The following is a 20,778-nucleotide window of genomic DNA, read 5'->3' as shown; positions in this document are numbered from 1 at the left end:
CTTCCGGCTTCGGCGAAAGTGAGGCGTTCAGTGTGTGGGAATGGGGAGATTTCCGTGTCTCGGAGGATGAAATTTGTCCTTGTGGTCAAATTTCGCAACGTTCAGAAAATTAAGGTTAATTTCCCATCGCCTTTATGTCTCGCCGTGGCCTTGGCGAGATTTTCTGGCGAGATTGGGGCAGGTGCTCGCCCCAATGCTGCCTGAAATCAAATCTCAGGCCTGACGGGCTTACAGCCGGATCATGGAGATGAGTCGTCCGTAATCGGCCTCTTTGCGATGAACGGAGCGGCGGTAGGAATAGAAACGCGCGGGGTCCGAATAGGTGCAATGCCGTGTCCACTCGGCATGTCCGACGCCCGCTTGGCGCAAACGGTGCAGACCGAAAGCCGGAAGGTCGAACTGATAGCGGTCGCCCTCGCCATTGGCAAAGAAGCGGGCATTGTCGGGGCTGTCTGCCAGAAAAACGTCAAGGAATTCCGGCCCCACCTCATATGCACGTTGCGAAATCGAGGGGCCGATGATCGCGGTGATATTCTCGCGGCTTGCGCCAAGGGCTTCCATCTCGTCGAGTGTGGCTTCCAGAATGCCGCCAATCGCGCCTTTCCATCCGGCATGAGCCGCACCGATCACACCGGCCTTTGCATCGGCAAAGAGCACAGGCTGGCAGTCGGCGGTCAGAATGACCAGAGCAAGGTCGGGCTGGTCCGTCACCAGCGCATCGCATGTGGGCGGCGTGCTGTCTTGCGGGCCGGTGACGCGCACCACATCGGCGGAATGGACCTGATGGGCGGAGCAGAGATCCCCAGCCGAGAGGCCAAGCGCCTGAGCGGCGCGGGCGCGGTTGATTTTGACCACATCGGCCTGATCGGACGAGCCGAATCCGCAATTCAGCCCGTCAAAAACGCCGGAGGAAGCGCCGCCCTTGCGGGTGAAAAAACCGTGTTGCACATCTTTCAGCGCGTCCGAAGTGATGATCTCTAGGCTCATGTGTTTGTTCCCGCGCTGAATTCTGGGTCAAATCCTGAAGGTATCAAGTTGGTACTGGGGGCAATGGCCAGCGCTTTGAAAAGGGTTCCCATTTCTTCGGGCGAGGTCAACCGTTCAAATGCGCGGGTGTGGGTTTCAAGAGCCTTTCCGCTCAACTTTGTGGCGAGCGATTCGGCGCGCTGGCTGATCCCGAGCCGCGCCAGAAGCATCCCCTGCGGGATTATCCGTGAGGTGACGGCGTTTGCAGCGCGTGCCGCGTCGGCCAGTGCCTTGAAATCCACATGTGCGGTGAGATCGGCCTGACCGGGGCGGGCCAGAGGATCAACCATCTGATGCGCTTCAAGTGCTTGAAACGTATCTCCCAGAGAGTGCCAGTCGCCATAGTCGATGAGAATGGCCGCCCCGCCATGGGCCGTGATGCGCTGCGACATCTCCGCGATGATCGGCGCGGCGGCGGGGCAGATTTCGACCACGTCCCCCTCTTTGGTATCCGTCAGGCGCGAGGAGAGGCTTGCGAGCGGAGCGGGCGCGGACAGTCCAAGTGCAAGTTTGCCGTCTTTGAGACCCACCTGTGTTTCCGCCCATCCGGAGCCCTTGCGGGTGAATTGCCGGATCGGCAGCGCGTCGAAAAATTCGTTGGCGATCAGCCACAAAGGCGCGTCGGGTAGATCGGAGATGCTGTCACACCATGTCACCTCATAGCCTGAGAGCCTGTCTTTTTGCCGCTTGCGCAGCGTCGGAGAGGCCTCGACCAGATGCACTTGCATGGCGCGATGCAGTTCGGGGACGGCTTTGGTTGCACGCAGAATGTCGGCCATCAATGTCCCGCGTCCGGGACCAAGTTCCGCCAGAACAAAGGGCGCGGGCGCACCTTGGTCCAGCCAGTTTTGCGCGAGGCAGAGGCCCAGAAGCTCTCCGAACATCTGGCTGATTTCCGGCGCGGTGGTGAAATCCCCCGCAGCCCCAAGAGGGTCGCGCGTGGTGTAATAGCCGTGTTCGGGATGCAGTAGACATTCGGCCATGTAATCGGCCAGCGAGATCGGTCCGGTCTGCGCGATGCGTCGGGCGAGAATATGCGCAAGTGCTGTCATGTGCGTTTGGCTCGCAGCATGAAAAACAGCCCGATCAGGATCATCGGCAGGGACAGGAGTTGCCCCATTTGCATCCCGAGAAAGACCGCCCCGCTGGGATTGGCCTCGGTGATGAATTGCGCATCGGCCTGACGGAAGATTTCGACGACAAAGCGCGACACGCCGTAGCCTGCAAAGAACAGCCCCATGATGAAGCCGGGACGTTTGAGTGCGCCGCCGAACCAGACCAGCGCGAGGATCAGGCTGCCGAGAAGCAGCCCTTCCATCCCTGCCTCATAGAGTTGGGAGGGATGGCGCGCGCACAAAGGGCCGACATTCTGGCAGGCTTGCGCCTCGATGCCGGGAAAGATCACAGCCCAAGGGCCATCCCAAGGTTTGCCCCAAAGCTCGGCATTGACGAAATTCGCAACCCGCCCGAGCAGTAGCCCTGTCGGCGTGGCCATTGCCAGCAGATCGCCCAAAGACAAAAGCGGCTTGTGGTGTTTGCGCCCCCAGAGAAGGGCCGCGATCACAACGCCGAGAAACCCGCCGTGAAAGGCCATGCCGCCTTGCCAGACCATCGGAATTTCAATGGGGTGAGCGAGGTAATAGGCGGGTTTGTAGAACAGAACATAGCCGAGCCGCCCGCCGAAGATTACGCCTAAGATCAGCCATGTGAGCAGGTCTTCGAACTCGGTCTTGTCCAGCGGCGGTGTGTTTTCGCGCCAGAGCCGTGTAGCCTTGAGCGCACGCAGGATCAGGAACCACCCGATGAGGAAGCCGCCGATATAGGCCAGCGCATACCAGTGCAGGGCAAAGTGGATCGGCCCGAGGTTGATCTCGAAGATCACGGGCGAGAGGTCGGGGAAATTCAATACGGCAGGCATCTGTGTCAACATGGCCGCAACTGTCGTCAGAGAAGCTGGGAAGTCAACCTTGCGATTTGTCGCCGCGCGCCCCATATAGATCACAGATATTCACGAATGCGCCGCCGGAGGCAGACATGCAAACCCGCAACAAGATTCTTGACGACATCTCGCAGCTTATGACCAACGCCATGGGAGTGGCTCAAGGTGCCAAGGACGAGGCGGAAACTGCGGTGAAAAGCCTTATGGACCGCTGGCTGGCGGATCGGGACTTTGTCACACGCGAGGAATTCGACGCGGTGCGCGTTATGGCGCAAAAGGCGCGTGAAGAGAACGAAGAGTTGAAAAAGCGCCTCGACCTTCTGGAACGCAAGAAAAAGGCCTGATCTTCCGGATCATGTCCGACATGCTTAAAAGCTCCCCGCGGGGAGCTTTTTTATTGTCCACAGGGGGCTTTGGTGGCGGGGGAAAAGCCCGCAAACCTGTGGATCAAAGTCGATTAATGGGGATAACACGAATATTTCGCTTTACAGATTCAACGGTTTCATCACACCATATCTAGTAAGGGAAGGCGAGATACACGCCGATCCTTGAGCAGGCACCAAGTTTTAGTGGCCGCCACCGTGACGTCACGCAGAGGATGTTACAGGCACCACGAGACGCACAACAGATGAGGCCCGTGTATGTCGCTTATTGAGCAGAGCTTTTCTACCGAGATTCACCCGATCGATCTGTGTGAGCACCTGTGCGAACACAATGACTGGGAGTTCGACCGTGTTGCTGACGACCAGATTGCCATGGCGGTCGAGGGGCAATGGCGCACCTATTCGATCACTCTGGCGTGGTCCGACTATGACGAGACCCTGCGCCTGATCTGCACTTTTGAAATGGAGCCGCCGCAAGACAAGTTGCAGCAGATCTATGAGGTACTCAACCGCGCCAATGACCAGATCTGGACCGGTGCCTTTACCTTCTGGCCGGAGCAACAGCTTATGGTCTATCGCTACGGTCTTGTCCTCTCCGGCGGGCAGGTGGCCGGTGCCGAGCAGGTGGATCGTTTGATCGGTGCCGCAGTCGGCGCCGCAGAGCGCTTTTATCCCGCCTTCCAGCTGACCGCATGGTCCGACCAGAGCCCCGAAGAGGCGATGGATGTGGCGATCCGCGAGGCTTACGGTCGCGCCTGAGTGCTTTGCAGAAATGCAGGCGTTCCCTGCATTGCGCCTGCACATATGATTGGTAAAGTGCCCTCTGACGCCCGCAGAGGGCATTTCCATTTCTATGAAAGGTGCAGATCATGGACGATCTCAAAACACGCGGGCTGGTGCTCTTGGGCTGTGGCAAAATGGGCTCTGCGATGCTCAAAGGCTGGCTCGATGGCGGTCTGCCGCCTGCGTCGGTCACTGTGCTCGACCCGCACCCTTCCGACTGGTTGAAATCAACCGGCGTGCATCTGAATGCCGATCTGCCGGAAAATCCGGCGATTGTGCTGCTCGCCGTGAAGCCACAGATGATGGGGGACGCGCTGCCTGCGCTACAAAAACTGGGCAACGGGTCGACCGTCTTTCTCACCGTGGCTGCAGGGATCACCATTGCGACTTATGAAGAGATTCTGGGCGCAGAAACTCCGATTGTGCGCGCCATGCCCAACACGCCTGCCGCCGTCGGGCGCGGGATCACGGGGATTGTGGGCAATGCGAAAGCCTCGAAGGCGGATATCGATCTTGCTGACAGCCTGTTGCAAGCCGTGGGGCAGGTGGTGCGTCTTGAGAGTGAGGCGCAAATCCGTCCGCTCATGGCGATTTCCGGTTGTGGTCCGGCCTATGTGTTTCACCTGATTGAGGTGATGGCCGCTGCCGGTGAGAAATCGGGTCTTCCTGCTGATATGGCTCTGCAACTTGCCAAGGCGACCGTGGCTGGCGCAGGGCATCTGGCGGAGGTTTCGGATGAAAGTCCGGCACAACTGCGTATCAATGTGACCTCGCCCGGGGGTGTGACCGCCGAGGCATTGCGTGTGTTGATGGATGAGGAAAACGGCTTTCCGGTTCTGATGGAACGCGCGGTTGAAGCCGCGATTGAACGTGACGAGGAATTGGCGAATGGCTGACGAGATCAGTTTTGACGACTTTTTGAAGGTCGATATTCGCGTGGGCACGATTGTCCGCGCGGAGCTTTATCCGGAAGCGCGGAAGCCTGCGATCAAACTCTGGATCGATTTCGGTGCCGAGATTGGCGAAAAGAAATCTTCTGCACAAATCACCGTTCATTACACGCCGGAAACCTTGGTCGGGCAGCAGGTCATGGCCGTGGTGAATTTCCCACCGCGTCAGATCGGGCGGTTTATGTCGGAGGTTCTGGTGCTGGGCTTTCCAGATCAGGATGGTGCTGTGGTTCTGGCGCAGCCGGGGTTGCCGGTGCCGGATGGCGGGCGGCTGCACTAGCGCCTGTGCAAAGAGCATGAGGCTCAGGCGTTTTGCGAAATGTTTTCACGGATTGCGCAAAGCTGCGTCTGTGGCACGTCTTGCCACGACGTCACGCTTTCATTTTGCGTTAACCTTAAACTGATTAACCTTTATGCAATGTGACAATGTGAGGTGAAAAGGGGTGGTGCCGCGCCCGTCAGCATTGGAGTGATGCGGGTCTACTCGCCCATCGCCTCGCGCCAGTGTTTGCGGCAGAGCGACACATAGCGCTCGTTGCCGCCAATTGCGACCTGTGCGCCTTCGGTCAGAACCTCGCCTGTATCCGACATGCGCACCACCATGGTCGCCTTTTTCCCGCAATGGCAAATCGTGCGCACTTCGCGCATCTCGTCGGCCAGCGCGAGAAGCGCCGCAGAGCCGGGGAAAAGGTTGCCCTGAAAATCCACGCGCAGACCATAGGCCATCACCGGCACTTTCAGATCATCCACCACGCGGGCCAGTTGCCAGACCTGATCGCGGGTCAGAAACTGGGCTTCATCAATAAAGATACAGGCCACCGGCCCCTGAGCGAGGCGGGCCTCGATCTTGGCAAACATATCTTCTTGCTCGTCAAAGGTTTCCGCATTGTCGCCAATGCCAATCCGGCTGGCGATCCGGCCCTCTCCTGCGCGATCATCCAGATTCGCGGTGATGAGATAGGTCTCCATACCGCGTTCTCGGTAGTTGTAAGAGGCCTGAAGCAACAGGGTGGATTTTCCTGCGTTCATGGTCGAGTATTGAAAATAGAGTTTTGCCATAAACCGCTCTGTGCCAGATTGTGCAGGTCGGGATCAAGCCGAGTTTACGTCTGAGCTCACAGAGTTTTGAACATATGCTAAGTCGTGGGGGCCGTGCGGAAAACTGACGGGTGGGAGCCTGAGAAATAACTCGTAAACATGTCCGGCGTTTGCCGAAAAGCAAAGGGGATGAGGGTGCCGGGACAGACCTCAGAACCTGATTCCTCGTAGAAAACGCTCCCACCCGATCCGGTGCTTTACAGCATCGAATACTCTCTAATGCCCGCAACAGCAGGTATATACTTGTATGTCATGCAAAAATCGGGAAATTAATGGGAAATGACGCTGGGAATTCCCCATGTGGGGAGCGTTGTAAGGGGTAAGGACACGCATCATGAATGCTGCAGGAAACTATTTGAAAAAACACACCGAGGCTTTGGTTAAGGATGTGGGGCTTGAGGCCGCCTGTGCTTTGACCGGAAAGTCCAAGGCAACTTTAGGCCGCTATTATTCCACCGCCGAAGAGCATTCTGATCGCTTTATGCCGGTTGATGCCGTGGCCCAGCTGGAGGCGGCGGCGGGTTATCCGCATGTGACATCCGCGCTAGCCGAGCTGAAGGGGATTGCGCTGTCCTATGATGCGGCGCGCAATGCGACTCCGAAACAAGGCGGCGTGAACACGGATGTTGTGGCCCTGTCGCAGCGCTTCGCCATGTTGATGGCGGAATATTCCGATGCGATCGAAGATGGTATCATCACGTTTAACGAAGCCAAACGCCTGCTGCGTGAGACTTTGGAGCTTCAGCAGGTCTTGATGAGCATGAAGCTGCATCTCGAACACGAAGCCACCTGACGCGTCTATACCCTTCTTGCAGATGTAGAAAAGGCGGCCTTGGGAGCCGCCTTTATGGTTTTATCCGCGCCGCTTTTGACGCTGCTGGTGCCCGCCGGCGCTTTTTCCGGCTTTGGGCGCTCCGGGACGGCCGCCTTGTTTGGCACCGCGCGGTTTGTTGCCTGAATTGGCACCACGCGGACCGCCGCCTCCGCCACCACCGCGGCGACGTCCGCCTTGGGGTTTGGGTTTCGGCTCGGCTTTCATCCCGTCAGCGGCCCAAGAAGCAGGCGTCGCAATCGGAATGCGGATTTTCATCACTTTTTCAATTGCACGGAAATCGTCCAGCTCGGTGGGCGAGCAGAAGGCGATGGCCTTGCCATCCCGACCGGCACGCGCCGTCCGACCGATCCGGTGCACGAAATTCTCCGGCACATTCGGCAATTCGTAGTTATAGACGTGACGCACCGCCGGAATGTCGATCCCGCGTGCGGCCACATCCGTGGCGACCAGCACAGTGATCTTGCCCGATTTGGCTTCTTTCAAGGTGCGCTCGCGTTGGCCTTGGGATTTGTTGCCGTGGATGGATCCTGCGGCGAAACCTGCGGCTTGCAGCTGTTTCGACATCCGTTCGGCCCCATGTTTGGTCCGCGAGAACACCAGCGCCAGCTCGTCTTTGTGTGTGGCCAGCAACTCTTTGAGTTTGTCGAACTTGTCGGGCTGCGGGATGAAATGGACCTCTTGGTCGATTTTGTCGGCGGCCTTACCCGGAGGGGAAACTTCGATCCGCACAGGCGAGGTCAGATAGCTTTGGGCAATCTCGCTCATCTGTTTCGACATGGTGGCCGAGAACAGCATGGTCTGACGCTCTTGCGCCAGCATCGGCACCAGTTTGCGCAGCGCATGGATGAAGCCCATGTCGAGCATCTGGTCGGCCTCGTCGAGCACCAGAAAAGAGGTCTCGTTCAGGCGCACGGCCTTACGGTCGATCAGGTCCATGAGGCGGCCCGGCGTGGCGACAAGAATATCCGTGCCACGGTCCAGACGGTTGATCTGGGCATTGATCGACACGCCGCCGACCACACGGTTGAGCTTGAGGTGCGACCCTTTGATGAAGGGGAACAGGCCGTCGGCGATCTGGTTCACCAGTTCGCGTGTAGGTGCGAGAATCAGCGCCCGTACGGTCTTCGGCGAGGGTTTCGTGCCATCGGTCAGTGCCATATGCATGAGCGGAAGGCCGAATGCCAGCGTCTTGCCGGTGCCGGTCTGGGCCAACCCCATCACGTCGCGACCGTTCATCACTTCGGGAATGGCGCGGGCCTGAATGGGGGTCGGGGTCTCGATGCCAATTTCTTTGAGCACGTCGAGAAGCTTCGGCTTGAGGCCGAGCATGGAAAAATCAGTCATATATGTCCTTTGGTGGGAAACCCACACGCTAGACGTACCCGCTTTTGCGGGTACTTGGTTGGTCGCGGAAAAGGTCACCGGAGCGCGCCATATGCTTGCCCCGTCTTTCCGCCGGACCCCTTGCGTGATGTTGGGAACCTTTGGGCAATGCGCCCGATCATCGCCACCCGAAGCGTCATAACGCGGCTGCTCACGCGGCAGCATGGGGGTGAAGATATGTGTTAAGTGGGGGAGAGCGGGGCAGAAGTCAAGAATTATCGCTGCATTGCAAAAGAAAACGCCCCGCGAGTGGCGGGGCGTTCTGATGGATTTTAGCAGATGAAGGGCCTTACGCGTCCTGCAAGCTCAACACTTCGATCTCGCCTTCAAGCCGTGCCTTGATCGCCATAGCGGCGGCGTGGGAGGCGGCGGCGGTGGTGAAGTAGGGGATCTTGTCGTAAAGCGCGACAGAGCGGATTTCACGCGAGTCTTCAACGGCTTGGTTGCCCTCGGTCGTATTCAGGACCAGCGCGATTTCACCGTTCTTCATCATGTCGACAATGTTCGGGCGGCCTTCGTAAACCTTGTTCACGATCTGGCTTTCGATGCCGTTTTCCTTGAGGAATTTTGCGGTGCCTCGGGTCGCGACGATTTCAAAGCCGAGATCGACAAGCGTTTGCATCGCCTCGACCATTTTCGGCTTCTTGTCGTAGTTTTTCACCGAGAGGAACACCTTGCCCTCGGTTGGCAGGTCTGTGCCCGCGCCCATTTGTGCCTTCAGGAAGGCCCGTGCAAAGGTCTTGTCTGACCCCATGACCTCACCGGTCGAACGCATTTCTGGCCCGAGGATCGTGTCCACGCCGGGGAAGCGTGCGAAGGGCAGCACGGCTTCTTTCACTGCAAACCGGCCTGTGCCCTCAGGCGCGACCAGATCGAAGGTGCCGAGTTTCTCACCGGCCATGACGCGCGCGGCGATGGAGGCGATCGGGCTGTTGACCGCTTTTGCAACGAAAGGCACGGTCCGCGAGGCGCGCGGGTTCACTTCGATGAGATAGATCACATCGTCCTTCACCGCGAATTGCACGTTCATCAGGCCGACGACGTTCAATTCGAGCGCCAGCGCGACGGTCTGACGTTTCAACTCTTCGATAATCTCGGGCTTGAGCGAGTAGGGCGGCAGGGAACAGGCGGAGTCGCCGGAGTGCACGCCTGCTTCCTCGATGTGCTGCATGATGCCTGCGACATGGACGGTTTCACCGTCGCAAAGCGCATCCACGTCGATCTCGGTTGCGCCGGACAGGTAGTGGTCCAGCAAAACCGGACTGTCGCCGGAGACGACCACAGCCGAGGAGATGTAGCGTTTGAGCTGTTCCATGTCGCGGACGATTTCCATTGCGCGACCGCCCAGAACATAGGACGGGCGAATGACCAGCGGGAAGCCGATCCCCGCCGCGATCTCAATGGCTTCCGCATCGGTGGAGGCCAAGCCGTTGGTCGGTTGTTTCAAGTCGAGCCGGTTGACGAGGTCTTGGAAACGCTCGCGGTCTTCGGCCAGATCAATCGCATCGGGCGAGGTGCCAAGGATCGGAATGCCTTCGGCTTCCAGCGCATTGGCGAGTTTGAGCGGGGTCTGCCCGCCGAACTGGACGATCACACCGTGCAACGTGCCGTTGTCCTGTTCGACACGCAGGATTTCCATGACGTGTTCAAAGGTCAGCGGCTCGAAATACAACCGGTCCGATGTGTCGTAATCGGTGGATACGGTCTCGGGGTTGCAGTTGATCATGATGGTTTCGTAGCCCTGTTCAGTCAGGGAGAAACAGGCATGACAGCAGCAATAGTCGAACTCGATCCCTTGGCCGATCCGGTTGGGACCGCCGCCCAGAATGACGACTTTCTTGCGATCCGAGGGACGCGCTTCGCATTCCACCTCACCCATCATCGGGGCTTCGTAGGTGGAATACATATAGGGGGTTTGCGCTTCGAACTCGGCGGCGCAGGTGTCGATGCGTTTGAACACGGCATTGACGCCAAGGTTGCGACGCGCACGGCGCACGTTGGCCTCGTCGCGACCTGTGAGCTTGGCCAGACGCGCATCTGTGAAGCCCATCATCTTGAGCTTGCGCAGTCCTTCTTCGGTGACCGGAAGACCGTCGCGTTTGACTTCGGCCTCGGCCACAAGAATTTCGCGCACGCGGGCGAGGAACCACGGGTCGAAACTGTTGATGTCCTGAATTTCTTCATCGGTGAAGCCGAACCGCATGGCCTGCGCGATGACACGCAGACGGTCCGGCGTGGCTTTCGCAAGTTCGCGGGTGACGCTCTTGTCGATCTTTTGTTGCGCGGCCTCATCGGCCCCCAGAAGAATGCGGGGCAGGGTGGTGCCATTGCCATCGGCTTCGACGATTTCGGAGGCCTTCGGCATATCCGGCAGGTCGATTTCGTCAAAGCCGGTGAGGCCCGATTCCATCGAAGCCAGCGCCTTTTGCATCGATTCGTGGAAGGTCCGACCAATCGCCATGACCTCGCCCACGGATTTCATCGCGGTGGTCAGGTTCGGCTCGGAGCCGGGGAATTTTTCGAATGCGAATTTCGGGATTTTCGTGACGACATAATCGATGGTCGGCTCGAATGAGGCGGGCGTCACCTTGGTGATGTCATTGTCCAGCTCGTCGAGCGTATAGCCCACGGCCAGTTTCGCTGCGATTTTCGCAATCGGGAAACCGGTGGCTTTGGACGCCAGTGCCGAGGAGCGCGACACGCGCGGGTTCATCTCGATCACGACCATGCGGCCATCAGCGGGGTTCACCGCCCATTGCACGTTGGAGCCCCCCGTTTCCACGCCGATCTCGCGCAGCACGTTGATCGAGTGGGTGCGCATCAACTGGTATTCTTTATCGGTGAGCGTGAGCGCGGGCGCCACAGTGACCGAGTCGCCGGTGTGCACGCCCATCGGATCGACGTTTTCAATGGAACAGACGATGATGGCGTTGTCGGCAGTGTCGCGCACCACTTCCATTTCGTATTCTTTCCAGCCGAGAAGCGACTCATCCACGAGAATCTGCGCCATCGGGGAAGCTTCGAGACCGGAGCGACAGATTTTCTCGTAGTCATCGCGGTTATAGGCCACGCCGCCGCCGGTGCCGCCCAAGGTGAACGCGGGGCGGATGATCGCGGGAAGGCCGATATGTTCAAGCGCCTCCATAGCGATTTTCATACCGGCAGAGATGTCGTAGCGACCGTCTTCTTTTTTCGGAGCGGCGACGATGTCGGCCTTGGGGTTTTCGATGCCCAGACGGTCCATCGCTTCGCGGAAGAGCTTGCGATCTTCTGCCATTTCAATGGCTTCGCGTTTTGCGCCGATCAGTTCGACGTTGAATTTGTCGAGCACGCCCATGTCGGCCAGAGCCAGCGAGGTGTTCAGACCCGTCTGTCCCCCCATGGTCGGCAAAAGCGCGTCAGGGCGCTCTTTTTCGATGATCTTGGCAACAACCTCTGGTGTGATCGGTTCGATATAGGTCGCATCCGCCATGCCCGGATCGGTCATGATCGTCGCCGGATTGGAGTTCACCAGAATGACCCGGTATCCTTCCTCTTTCAGCGCTTTACAGGCCTGCGCCCCGGAGTAATCGAATTCACAGGCTTGCCCGATGATAATCGGCCCCGCACCAATGATCATGATGGAGGAAATATCGGTTCTCTTCGGCATGGCAGACCCCGGCAATGTTTGAGCAGCTTCGGCGCATCTCTAGCAAGGTGCGCGCAAATTGTCGTGGGTTATAGTCATGACTCGCGCAGGTGCAAGGGTGGAAATGGCAAAGACCTGCCGGAAATTGCTGCGTCCGATCTGCGGGCCGTTGCCGTCGGGATGGTCGCAGGATCAAGGCCGCACCAAAGAGGGCGTCGCATGAGCCGGATATTCTGTGATATTGCCCGCAATCTCCGGTGCAATGCCCTGTCGGGGCCTGTCGCGGGGCTTACGGCCCTTGACTTTCCGCTCTGGGCCTAGTGTATCAGCCCGAGCGATATATAAGTCTGCCCACATCTCCAAAGGGACCCGATCATGCATGTCTACCGCAGCCATACCTGCGCCGAACTGAACCAATCCAACGTCGGCGACACTGTTCGCCTTTCCGGCTGGGTGCACCGCATCCGCGACCACGGCGGCATTCTTTTCGTCGATCTGCGCGATCACTATGGCATGACCCAAGTGCTGTGCGATCCGGATAGCCCTGTATTTTCCGAGATGGAAAAGGTGCGTGCCGAGTGGTGTATCCGTATTGACGGGACCGTGAAGGCGCGGGATCCGGAACTGGTGAACCCGAAACTGCCCACGGGCGAGATCGAAGTCTTCGTGCGTGATCTCGAAGTGCTGGGGGCGGCTGCCGAATTGCCGCTCATGGTTTTTGGCGATCAGGAATATCCGGAAGAAACCCGCCTGAAATACCGTTACCTCGATCTGCGTCGCGACCAGATGCAGAAGAACATGGTGATGCGGTCTCAGGTTGTGCAGGACTTGCGCCAGCGCATGTGGGACCGTGGCTTCAACGAATTCCAGACGCCGATCATCACCGCGTCCAGCCCTGAAGGTGCGCGTGACTTTCTGGTGCCCTCCCGCCTGCATCCGGGCAAGTTCTACGCCCTACCGCAAGCGCCGCAGCAGTTCAAACAGCTGTTGATGGTTTCGGGCTTTGACAAATATTTTCAGGTTGCGCCCTGTTTCCGCGACGAAGACCCGCGCGCCGACCGTAGCCCGACGGATTTTTACCAGCTCGACATGGAAATGTCCTTTGTCACCCAACAGGACATCTTTGATGTGATGGAGCCGGTGATTGCGGATATGTTCGACAAGTTCGGCAAGGGGCGCAAGTCCAACCGCGACTGGCCGCAAATCTCCTATAAGGATGCCGCGCTTTGGTATGGCACTGACAAGCCGGACCTCAGAAACCCGATCAAGATGCAGGACGTGTCCGAGCATTTCCGCGGGTCGGGCTTTGCGATCTTCGCCAAGCTTCTGGAGCAAGAGGGCAACGAAATTCGTGCCATTCCTGCGCCCAAAGGCGGTTCGCGCAAATTCTGCGACCGGATGAACAAATTCGCCCAACAAGAGGGTCTGCCGGGGATGGGTTACATCTTCTGGCGCGATCAGGGCAACGGGATGGAAGCCGCCGGACCTCTGGCCAAGAACATCGGGCCGGAGCGCACGGAAGCGATCCGTCAACAGCTTGGTCTGGAGGTCGGTGATGCGGCCTTCTTCCTTGGTGGCAAGCCGAAGTCCTTCGAACGTGTGGCTGGCAAGGCCCGCACCGTGATCTGGGAAGAAACCCCGAAAGCGCCGGAAGATGAGAACTGGCGCGACAAGTTCATGTTCGCATGGATCGTGGATTTCCCGATCTACGAACAGGACGAAGAGACCGGCGAGATCGACTTTGAACACAACCCGTTCTCCATGCCGCAAGGCGGGATGGAAGCGCTGGAAGGTGATCCGCTCAAGGTACTCGGCTGGCAGTATGATCTGGCCTGTAACGGTTACGAGCTTGTCTCCGGTGCGATCCGGAACCACCAGCCGGAGATCATGTTCAAAGCCTTTGAACTGGCAGGTTATGGCAAGGACGAGGTCGAGAAACGCTTTGGCGGCATGGTCAACGCGTTCCAATATGGCGCTCCGCCGCACGGTGGTTGCGCCTTGGGGATCGACCGCGCGGTGATGATCCTCGCCGATCAGGACAACATTCGCGAAGTGATGCTCTTCCCGATGAACCAGCGTGCCGAAGATCTGATGATGGGCGCGCCTTCGGAACCGACCAACGAGCAGCTTCGGGAATTGAACCTGCGGGTTATTCCTCAGGAAGACTAAGGTTTTTCATCACAGCTTTCCAAAAGGCGCGGGGGAGACCCTGCGCCTTTTTGTATGGTCGGGCGTTGCCAGCAGGGCGCGCGTCAGACGACTTTGCGCGGTTCGATCCGTGCCTGCACCAGTCCCGCAATATGGGCGACATTGGCCTCATGGGGGAGGCCCTGTTGTCGATGGTCTGCCAGATCGTTCGCCGCGGTTTCCATTTCGGCATCTCCCGCCGTGCGGGCCACACCGGCGAGAAACTGCGCGATATAATCGAGAATACCGTCGCCGCGCTCGGTGCTCAGAAGGTCGGCAATATGAACGAAATCGTCCTGAAGCGCGATGGGGTCGGGGTTGATCATATCGTCATTGATCACACGCAGCCCTTGCGGACAGGCTCCGTCGGGCAGGCAGGACATGACGCGATGCTGGAATGCGGCCAAAGAGGAAATCGGTTTCTCGATAAACCCGTCCGCGCCTGCGGCGATGGAGAGTTCCTCCGCCCCGCTGTCGCCGGACATGCCCAGAACCACCTCGACACGAGGCCGCGCTGCAGCGAGTTCGCCAATCAGCTCCGAACCGGACCCGTCCGGTAGGCCCAGATCGACGATCACCACATTGGGCCGATAGACCCGAAGGTGTTTGCGGGCCGCGTGGAGTCTGTCAGCGCGACGGATGCGCGCGCCGGAGCGCAAACAGAGCAGGCGCATGGCTTCGGAGGCGAAACGGCTGTCCTCGACCACCAGAACAGTCAGGCCAAGCAGCGGGCGTTCCGGCGTCGGGGGTTTTGGTGTCAAAAGGGCTTCGAGACTATCGGTCATTCGTAAACTCCATCCAGTGCGACTCGCAGTAAAGTGCATAAGTGGTGAAGGACTCGTTAACTCGGCGGGTCTTGCCCTCGTGTGAGCGTTAACTTGTCCCCGCTCTCTTGCGAGCCTTCGCGTCTCGGGCGATAAGCAGGGAGATTTTCATGGAGGAAGAGAATAATGATCGGTCGCCTGAACCATGTCGCCATTGCTGTGCCGGATCTCGAAGCCGCCAGCGCGCAATATGCCAATACGCTGGGCGCGAAAGTGAACCCGCCGCAGGACGAGCCGGACCATGGTGTGACGGTGGTGTTCATTGAACTGCCGAACACCAAGATCGAGCTTCTCTATCCACTGGGAGAAAATTCTCCGATTCAGGGCTTTCTCGACAAAAATCCGGCCGGCGGCATTCATCACCTCTGCTACGAGGTGGACGACATTCTGGCTGCGCGCGACAAGCTCAAGGCCGAAGGCGCGCGGGTGCTTGGCACGGGAGAGCCGAAAATCGGCGCTCACGGCAAGCCGGTGCTGTTCCTGCATCCGAAGGATTTCAACGGTTGTCTGATCGAGCTGGAACAGGTCTGAGATGGCCATCACCTCCGCCATCGTGCTCTATGCGGTGACATGGTTTATGACCATGTTCATCGCCCTTCCCATCGGGTTGAAAACCCAAGGCGATATGGGCGAAAAAATCGAGGGCACCCATGACGGGGCGCCCGCGAATTACAACCCGAGGCGCAAGGCGCTCTATGTCACCGTGGCCGCAACTGTGATCTGGGGCATTCTGGTGGCGATCATTTCCTCGGGCTGGATCACATGGCACGATCTTGACTGGACGGCGAAACTGCCCTCGGTGGCGGACAGTTAACCCGTCGCAGGCAAGGGCTTACAGTGCGGGCTGGCGGAGCTTGTCGCCTTCCAGCCGCATGAACATATGGGTGAATGTGGCCGCGCCCAGCACGGGAATCAACAGGTTCACCACGGGGATGGTGAGCGGGATGGCCATTAAAGCCCCTGCCAGCCAGATTTCCGGCATGTGACGTTTGCGGGCGGCTTTTGCGCCCTCGCGGCCAAGGCGGCGTATGGCGACCATCTGGAAATATTCACGGCCCAGAAGAAAACCGTTCAAGGCCCAGAAAATCAGCGGCGCGGCGACGTTGAGCACCAGATACAGCACCAAAGCGATCACGTTGGCGACGATGATCACGCCGAGAAAACTCAGCGAGTCCACCACTATGTCAACGATGCTCTGGCGCGGGACTTCGGGCAGGCCGGGGTAATGGCGGTCTTCGACAGCTTCGGACACCTCTTCGAGGAAAATCCCCGTAAAGGCGGAGGCGACCGGCACCATCAGAAAGACCGACAAGCCGATCATCAGAAAGAAAGAACCAATGGAAAGCGCGTCGTCGATCCATGTGACCTGACCGATGAACGGCAGGGAAAAGGTGTCGGGGACAAAGGCCCCGATGATCCAGACAAAGGCGAGATAGATTGCGATCAAAAGCGCGATGGTCAGGCCGAGACCTTTGAGAAGCACGGATTGAAACCGCCTGTCGCCCAGTTGCACCAGCGCCTTGGAAAAATCTCCGAACATTATTCGGACACCCATTCGACGATCTTCTCAAGGTCGGGGCGCGGGCGCTCCGGCGGGGCGACGGTTTCTGTGCCGATATGGATGAAGCCCGCGATGCTCTCATGGGGTGCAAGGCCAAGCCCGTCTTCACAGAAGGACCGGTCATGGGAGGCCCAGCCGGACAGCCAGTTTGCCCCCCAGCCTGCCGCCAAGGCCGCATTGAGAAGCGAGAGACAGACGGCACCGGCGGAATAAAGCTGTTCGCTGTGGGGCACTTTTTCGCTGTCTTTCGGAGAGAACACCACCGCGACGGCCAGATCGGCATCCGCATATTGGCGATAGGCTTTCTCGACCTTGTCAGCGTCGATCCCGAGCTTGTCTGCCAAAGGTCTGATCCGTTCGGACAACCGCGCCAGCGCTGCTTTCTCCAGCACGATGAACCGCCACGGCTCCAGCTTGCCATGATCGGGCGTGCGCGCGGCCGCCGTGAGCAATGTTGTCAATTCCTGACGATCCGGCACAGGTGCGGCGAGCGTCTTGGCGGGGCGGGAGCGGCGGGTGAGGAAAAATTCGAGCGCGGCAGGGTTGGGAACAGGCATGTGCGACCTTTCATCTTCAGTTCCTGTTTCATGTCGTCATTTTTGCCGGTGAATTCAACCGTTCACATGGTAAAGAGAGGCATGGACAAGACGGAATTGAAAGCTGCGCTGGAACAGGCGCTGGACGGGGGGCATCTCGCGGTGCGGGTGACGCCCAAGGCCTCGCGTAATGTCGTGGTGGTGGAGGACGGGCAGGTGCGGGTCTATGTGACCACCGTGCCCGAAAGCGGCAAGGCCACGAAAGATGTGATCAAACTTCTGGCCAAGGCTATGGGGCGTCCGAAATCCGCGCTCACGCTGGTGCGCGGAACGACATCGCGGGACAAGGTGTTTCGCTTGGACGCGGATTGATCGCGGCAGGACGGCCCTTGGCGTAGATGGCTAGTCGTCGGGAGCGGTGAGCCGGTAGGCCCCCTCTGGCAAGTCCAGAGCAGCGCCGAGATCGCGCAACTGTTGTAGCGAGAAGGTGATCTTGTGGGTGCGGTCGGTGCGCGTGTCGTGTTGCTCGACCGTGACGCATTCCGCGAAGGCCGAGATGATGACATCGTCCTGAAGAGGTGCTTCGCCCTCATCCACGATGGTGACGACGGTCGCGTCGAATTCGTGTTCTATGGTAAACATAGAGAGATGCTACGCGCAGTTTCGACAAAAGCAAAGCCGGTAAAACGGACGTGGGCGGTTTCTGGCGAGGGAGAGGGCGACCGTGCGGGATGGTGGACGGAGGTTGATTCGAAAAGGTGGATAACACCGATATGTTGTGCGGTGGATTTGCCGAAAATCTGTGCTTTAGCCCTCCAATCACGGAATTTCGGGCGCTGGAGAGGGAAAGTTTACGCGATGTCATGCGGCCTGTGCGGGCTGTTTTTGGCGGCTCCACGATGCAGACAAAACTCTGCCTTTATTTTGACACATTTAGGTTGAAAACCGCGAGATAATCGGTGGTTAACCTTAATTTGTAGATCGATTAGCGTAGGAAGGGTGTCCGATGGCTGTAGAAATCACCGAAAACATGTACGCAATAACTGGGGATATGATTGGCACCTATACGAGTGCCTCTCTGCAGGGCAATGGAGAGGACGCGGTTTTGACCGTCTCCGGAGTGGAGGCGCTGGGCACCTCTGACGATATTTACTATCTTGAAGTTTTTCAGAACGCTTCGGACACTTTGACCAATGGACAATTCTGGCGGCTCATTGATTCTGATGGGAACGTGGTTGCCAACTATATGAACCCTGCGAATGATGCATATCAAAATCTGGGTGCCGGTGATGAGCATGTACTGTTTCAGAACAGGTACATCCTTGATCTTGGCGGGCTTTCGGATAGTACCATAGTATATACCGTTGATGATGAGGTTGCGACACAGGGCACAGGGAAAGATGACGGGGAGTTACAAGTTTCTGACGTTGCGAATGCCCTCTGCTTTGTCGCGGGCACTATGATGCGCACGGCGTCTGGTTTGCGGGCCGTTGAGGACTTGAGCCACGGCGATCTGGTCTGGACCGCTGATCACGGGATGCAGCCTGTGCGTTGGGTCGGGAAAAGCCGCGTTGATCTGACCCGCGCCCCTGATCTTGCTCCGATCGAAATCCAGAAAGGTGCTCTGGGGGCGGATGCTCCGAGCCAGCCCATCTGTGTCTCTCCGCAACATCGTGTGCTCGTGACGGGCCATTCTGTCGAGCTTTACGCCGGTCTCGAAGAGGCGCTGGTCCCTGCGCATCGGTTGGTCAATGGCGGGAACATTCGTCAGAAGACCGAGATGACCGAAGTGACCTATGTACATGTGATGTTCAACCGGCACGAGTTGCTCGACAGCTGTGGCTTGGTGTCCGAAAGCTTCTATCCGGGCGCGACCGCAGTCTCCATGCTTGAGCAGGCCACCCGCGACGAGCTATTCCGCATTTTCCCGCAATTGCGACTGTTCGGAGACGAGGCGCGGCCCCGTCTGGCGCGGGCGGAGATTCGGGGCAGGGAAGCTGCCCTTTTCAGCAACGCGGCCTGACAGGTTTAGAAAAACTGCACAAACTGCCAAGAAATTGCGCGGGGGCGGGGGCTGAATAGCCCGAAAACCGCCCCCGTTGTCGTATTTGATCAGGATCAAAGAGGCGCCCGCTGCGGCCATGATCTGCTTTTTGCAGGACATGGGAATGCAGATCGGAGCCTGTCATGATGAAGTTCGGAACATATGAAACCCACGCCCGCCTCGTTGAACGCATGGCGGATGCCTTGGGTGTGGACTTGACGGAACGCGCGCAACGCGGCGAAGACCCGTCGGAGACAGAGGCCCGCAACCGCGTTCATCGCTGTCAGGGCTGCACAGCGCCTGAAACCTGTGTCACCTTTCTCGACCGCTTGGCGCAGGCGGGTGACAAGGCTCCGAGCGCGCCCGATTTTTGCCGCAACAGAGACGAGCTTGCCCGCCTTGCGGCGGAGTGAGACCTGACTGGGCCGCCCTCGGGCCGGCTCTCTCGCAACAAGGAGGACGACACGATGACAGACACCCTTATACGCCCCGGCGCAGCATGTCTGATGCATGGCATGGCGGAACGGCTCGGTGCCGATGTGGTCCGTGCCGCCACCTCCGGTGAAATCTCGCCGCAGGAACTGGCGGATATGGAGACCCGTTGCGGCGAATGCACAAAGCATGACGCCTGTATCCTCTGGATGCTCGACCATCAGGGGCCTCAGGAGCGGACGCCCGACTATTGCCTGAATACGCAAGAACTCAACTATGTGCGGGCCGTGCAAAACCAGTTGGCGGCGGAGTGACCCCGCGACAGGCATAGCTGAGAGAGCAGCGCGTGAGAGATGAACCGCGCCAGTCTTGTCTTGATGCCTGAGTTTTCGATTTTTCCGCGCCCTGCTTTGGGTCTATACACGGCCCATGCAAACCTATGACGGCATCATATCCGACCGCGGCTCGAAATATGCGGTCTCCGGCGGGCCTTGTAGCTCGGAGGCGGAGGCGAAAGCCTTTCTCAAAGAGCTTTGCCGCAAGAAGAAATTCGCCAAAGCCACCCACAACACATGGGGTGTTCTACTGCCTGACGGGACGCCGCTCAAGAATGACGATGGCGAAAGCGGCGCGGGGATGGTGATCTTGCGCATGCTGGAGCGCGCCTCTGTGACCGGCCAGATCGTTGTGGTGACACGCTGGTATGGGGGCAAACACTTGGGCGGCGACCGCTTCCGCCATGTGCAGGACGCGGTGCGCTATTATCTGGAGCGTTGCTAAGCGCTGACGCCTCGGGCCTGCCGTCGTTTGTGCCAGCGATAGATGAGCGGCGCCAGCACGCGGTCATAGGCAAATTCCGACAGAGGCCGCACAACGGGCCATCCCGCCACACGCGCCAATAAACGATAGCGCGGCATCTCGGTCCAAAGCGCCCGAAACGCGGGCATGCCCGACAAAAGCTGCCCGTCTTTTTCGACGTACAGCCGCCGCGCCGCCACATCCGCATCCATTCCCCAGTGCGCCGCTTCCGTGTTCAGATCGTCAAACCTGATCGGCAATTCGCAGCGTTCCGAATAGCCTTTGTAATGGGTGATCTCGTAGGAACACACCGGACATTGGTCGTTGTAGAGAACTTTGGTGTTTGGGGCGGGGTTTGCGTCGCTCATGAC

The 20,778-nt window shown here is 58.7% G+C and carries 24 protein-coding genes; 13 read left to right on the top strand and 11 right to left on the bottom strand.

Going from position 1 to position 20,778, the window contains the following annotated elements:
• Positions 1-228: 228 nt before the first annotated feature.
• The 3 genes from pgeF to lgt are packed head-to-tail and all read right to left on the bottom strand — an operon-like array spanning position 229 to position 2,944.
• Positions 229-987, bottom strand: a complete 759-nt coding sequence (gene pgeF / locus KO492_RS16085) for a peptidoglycan editing factor PgeF (protein WP_216045853.1) — start codon at positions 985-987, stop codon at positions 229-231.
• Positions 984-2,078, bottom strand: coding sequence for a class I SAM-dependent methyltransferase (locus tag KO492_RS16080; protein ID WP_216045852.1), 1,095 nt, complete (start codon positions 2,076-2,078; stop codon positions 984-986). Before KO492_RS16080 ends, pgeF begins: the two co-directional genes overlap by 4 nt.
• Entirely contained in the window at positions 2,075-2,944 is an 870-nt protein-coding gene (gene lgt, locus KO492_RS16075; RefSeq protein WP_216045964.1) for a prolipoprotein diacylglyceryl transferase, read from the bottom strand. The genes KO492_RS16080 and lgt overlap by 4 nt, the downstream gene beginning before the upstream one ends.
• A gap of 116 nt (positions 2,945-3,060) precedes the next feature.
• Between lgt and KO492_RS16070 the strand changes: the two genes are divergently transcribed.
• The 4 genes from KO492_RS16070 to KO492_RS16055 all read left to right on the top strand — a co-directional run bounded on the left by KO492_RS16070 (position 3,061) and on the right by KO492_RS16055 (position 5,361).
• Entirely contained in the window at positions 3,061-3,309 is a 249-nt protein-coding gene (locus KO492_RS16070; RefSeq protein ID WP_216045851.1) for an accessory factor UbiK family protein, read from the top strand.
• 297 nt (positions 3,310-3,606) lie between these two features.
• On the top strand, positions 3,607-4,107 hold the full coding sequence (locus KO492_RS16065) for a YbjN domain-containing protein (protein WP_216045850.1): 501 nt from the start codon (positions 3,607-3,609) through the stop codon (positions 4,105-4,107).
• A gap of 110 nt (positions 4,108-4,217) precedes the next feature.
• On the top strand, positions 4,218-5,027 hold the full coding sequence (gene proC, locus KO492_RS16060) for a pyrroline-5-carboxylate reductase (RefSeq protein WP_216045849.1): 810 nt from the start codon (positions 4,218-4,220) through the stop codon (positions 5,025-5,027).
• Complete coding sequence (locus tag KO492_RS16055) at positions 5,020-5,361, top strand: tRNA-binding protein (protein ID WP_216045848.1); 342 nt, start codon at positions 5,020-5,022, stop codon at positions 5,359-5,361. Before proC ends, KO492_RS16055 begins: the two co-directional genes overlap by 8 nt.
• Positions 5,362-5,561: 200 nt before the next feature.
• Here the strand turns inward: KO492_RS16055 and KO492_RS16050 are convergent, their stop codons facing one another.
• The gene (locus KO492_RS16050) at positions 5,562-6,140 is read right to left on the bottom strand and encodes a thymidine kinase (RefSeq protein ID WP_216045847.1); all 579 of its coding nucleotides are present in this window, start codon (positions 6,138-6,140) and stop codon (positions 5,562-5,564) included.
• 373 nt (positions 6,141-6,513) lie between these two features.
• Here KO492_RS16050 and KO492_RS16045 point away from each other — a divergent pair, with 373 nt between their 5' ends.
• Positions 6,514-6,972 (top strand): hypothetical protein, encoded by a 459-nt coding sequence (locus KO492_RS16045; RefSeq protein ID WP_216045846.1) that lies wholly within the window; start codon positions 6,514-6,516, stop codon positions 6,970-6,972.
• Between the two features lie 60 nt (positions 6,973-7,032).
• Here KO492_RS16045 and KO492_RS16040 read toward each other — a convergent pair whose 3' ends face one another.
• Both KO492_RS16040 and carB read right to left on the bottom strand, forming a co-directional pair.
• A complete protein-coding gene (locus KO492_RS16040) occupies positions 7,033-8,358 on the bottom strand; it encodes a DEAD/DEAH box helicase (protein WP_216045845.1) in 1,326 nt (441 codons plus the stop codon).
• 328 nt (positions 8,359-8,686) lie between these two features.
• Complete coding sequence (carB, locus tag KO492_RS16035; protein WP_216045844.1) at positions 8,687-12,046, bottom strand: carbamoyl-phosphate synthase large subunit; 3,360 nt, start codon at positions 12,044-12,046, stop codon at positions 8,687-8,689.
• Positions 12,047-12,400: 354 nt separating this feature from the next.
• On the opposite strand from carB, the gene aspS reads away from it, so the two are divergent.
• A complete protein-coding gene (gene aspS / locus KO492_RS16030; RefSeq protein WP_216045843.1) occupies positions 12,401-14,194 on the top strand; it encodes an aspartate--tRNA ligase in 1,794 nt (597 codons plus the stop codon).
• Between the two features lie 83 nt (positions 14,195-14,277).
• On the opposite strand, the gene KO492_RS16025 is transcribed toward aspS, so the two are convergent.
• Positions 14,278-14,997, bottom strand: a complete 720-nt coding sequence (locus tag KO492_RS16025) for a response regulator (protein ID WP_216045842.1) — start codon at positions 14,995-14,997, stop codon at positions 14,278-14,280.
• A 165-nt stretch (positions 14,998-15,162) separates the two neighbouring features.
• Between KO492_RS16025 and mce the strand changes: the two genes are divergently transcribed.
• Both mce and KO492_RS16015 read left to right on the top strand, forming a co-directional pair.
• The gene (gene mce / locus KO492_RS16020) at positions 15,163-15,567 is read left to right on the top strand and encodes a methylmalonyl-CoA epimerase (protein ID WP_066599566.1); all 405 of its coding nucleotides are present in this window, start codon (positions 15,163-15,165) and stop codon (positions 15,565-15,567) included.
• 1 nt (position 15,568) lies between these two features.
• Positions 15,569-15,850 carry a DUF1467 family protein gene (locus KO492_RS16015; protein WP_216045841.1) on the top strand — a complete coding sequence of 94 codons (282 nt, stop codon included), beginning with the start codon at positions 15,569-15,571 and terminating at the stop codon, positions 15,848-15,850.
• 18 nt (positions 15,851-15,868) lie between these two features.
• Here KO492_RS16015 and KO492_RS16010 read toward each other — a convergent pair whose 3' ends face one another.
• Positions 15,869-16,591: an EI24 domain-containing protein gene (locus KO492_RS16010; protein WP_252735552.1), complete on the bottom strand. Its 723-nt coding sequence runs from the start codon at positions 16,589-16,591 to the stop codon at positions 15,869-15,871.
• Positions 16,576-17,154, bottom strand: a complete 579-nt coding sequence (locus KO492_RS16005) for a nitroreductase family protein (protein WP_216045840.1) — start codon at positions 17,152-17,154, stop codon at positions 16,576-16,578. The genes KO492_RS16010 and KO492_RS16005 overlap by 16 nt, the downstream gene beginning before the upstream one ends.
• Positions 17,155-17,235: 81 nt before the next feature.
• Between KO492_RS16005 and KO492_RS16000 the strand changes: the two genes are divergently transcribed.
• Entirely contained in the window at positions 17,236-17,505 is a 270-nt protein-coding gene (locus KO492_RS16000; protein ID WP_066599556.1) for a DUF167 domain-containing protein, read from the top strand.
• Positions 17,506-17,535: 30 nt separating this feature from the next.
• Here the strand turns inward: KO492_RS16000 and KO492_RS15995 are convergent, their stop codons facing one another.
• Positions 17,536-17,775, bottom strand: coding sequence for a hypothetical protein (locus KO492_RS15995; RefSeq protein WP_066599554.1), 240 nt, complete (start codon positions 17,773-17,775; stop codon positions 17,536-17,538).
• Positions 17,776-18,139: 364 nt separating this feature from the next.
• On the opposite strand from KO492_RS15995, the gene KO492_RS15990 reads away from it, so the two are divergent.
• From KO492_RS15990 to KO492_RS15975, 4 genes are all read left to right on the top strand, one after another.
• A complete protein-coding gene (locus tag KO492_RS15990) occupies positions 18,140-19,156 on the top strand; it encodes a Hint domain-containing protein (RefSeq protein WP_216045839.1) in 1,017 nt (338 codons plus the stop codon).
• A gap of 164 nt (positions 19,157-19,320) precedes the next feature.
• Positions 19,321-19,590 (top strand): DUF6455 family protein, encoded by a 270-nt coding sequence (locus KO492_RS15985; RefSeq protein WP_216045838.1) that lies wholly within the window; start codon positions 19,321-19,323, stop codon positions 19,588-19,590.
• A gap of 54 nt (positions 19,591-19,644) precedes the next feature.
• Positions 19,645-19,923: a DUF6455 family protein gene (locus tag KO492_RS15980; protein WP_216045837.1), complete on the top strand. Its 279-nt coding sequence runs from the start codon at positions 19,645-19,647 to the stop codon at positions 19,921-19,923.
• 115 nt (positions 19,924-20,038) lie between these two features.
• Positions 20,039-20,389 (top strand): YigZ family protein, encoded by a 351-nt coding sequence (locus KO492_RS15975; RefSeq protein ID WP_216045836.1) that lies wholly within the window; start codon positions 20,039-20,041, stop codon positions 20,387-20,389.
• On the opposite strand, the gene KO492_RS15970 is transcribed toward KO492_RS15975, so the two are convergent.
• Positions 20,386-20,775 carry a thiol-disulfide oxidoreductase DCC family protein gene (locus KO492_RS15970; protein ID WP_216045835.1) on the bottom strand — a complete coding sequence of 130 codons (390 nt, stop codon included), beginning with the start codon at positions 20,773-20,775 and terminating at the stop codon, positions 20,386-20,388. The genes KO492_RS15975 and KO492_RS15970 overlap by 4 nt on opposite strands.
• Between the last annotated feature and the right edge of the window lie 3 nt (positions 20,776-20,778).

The sequence above is a fragment of the Celeribacter halophilus genome (assembly GCF_018860305.1).
GTDB lineage: Bacteria > Pseudomonadota > Alphaproteobacteria > Rhodobacterales > Rhodobacteraceae > Celeribacter > Celeribacter halophilus_A.
This window is presented reverse-complemented; position numbering and strand designations above follow the sequence as displayed.